General features: G+C 35.0%; 1 protein-coding gene. It reads left to right on the plus strand.

Features of this window, described 5'->3' with window-relative positions; translation table 11 throughout:
* Positions 1-234: type I restriction endonuclease (locus AOA60_RS31880; RefSeq protein ID WP_143522613.1), on the plus strand; the 234-nt coding region annotated here is incomplete at both ends.

Below are 234 nucleotides of genomic sequence, written 5' to 3' on the forward strand. Positions count from 1 at the left end.
ATGTACAAAATATCAATAAAGCAATACGCTTTTTAATTCGACCAGAACAACTGGGGACAAATCTTTTAGAAATTAACGAGAAAATTTATGATGCAATTGTTAATCTAAATTTCGCGGTGGATCAAGACTTAGACGGAAGTGGGCAGAAGAAGTTTCATACTGTCCGTTTTATTGACTGGGACGAGCCAACAAATAATGAGTTTTTAGTTACTCGGCAATTTGTTATTCAAGGAC

The sequence above is a fragment of the Pseudomonas sp. 2822-17 genome (genome assembly GCF_002742485.1).
Classification (GTDB): Bacteria; Pseudomonadota; Gammaproteobacteria; order Pseudomonadales; family Pseudomonadaceae; genus Aquipseudomonas; species Aquipseudomonas cyclaminis.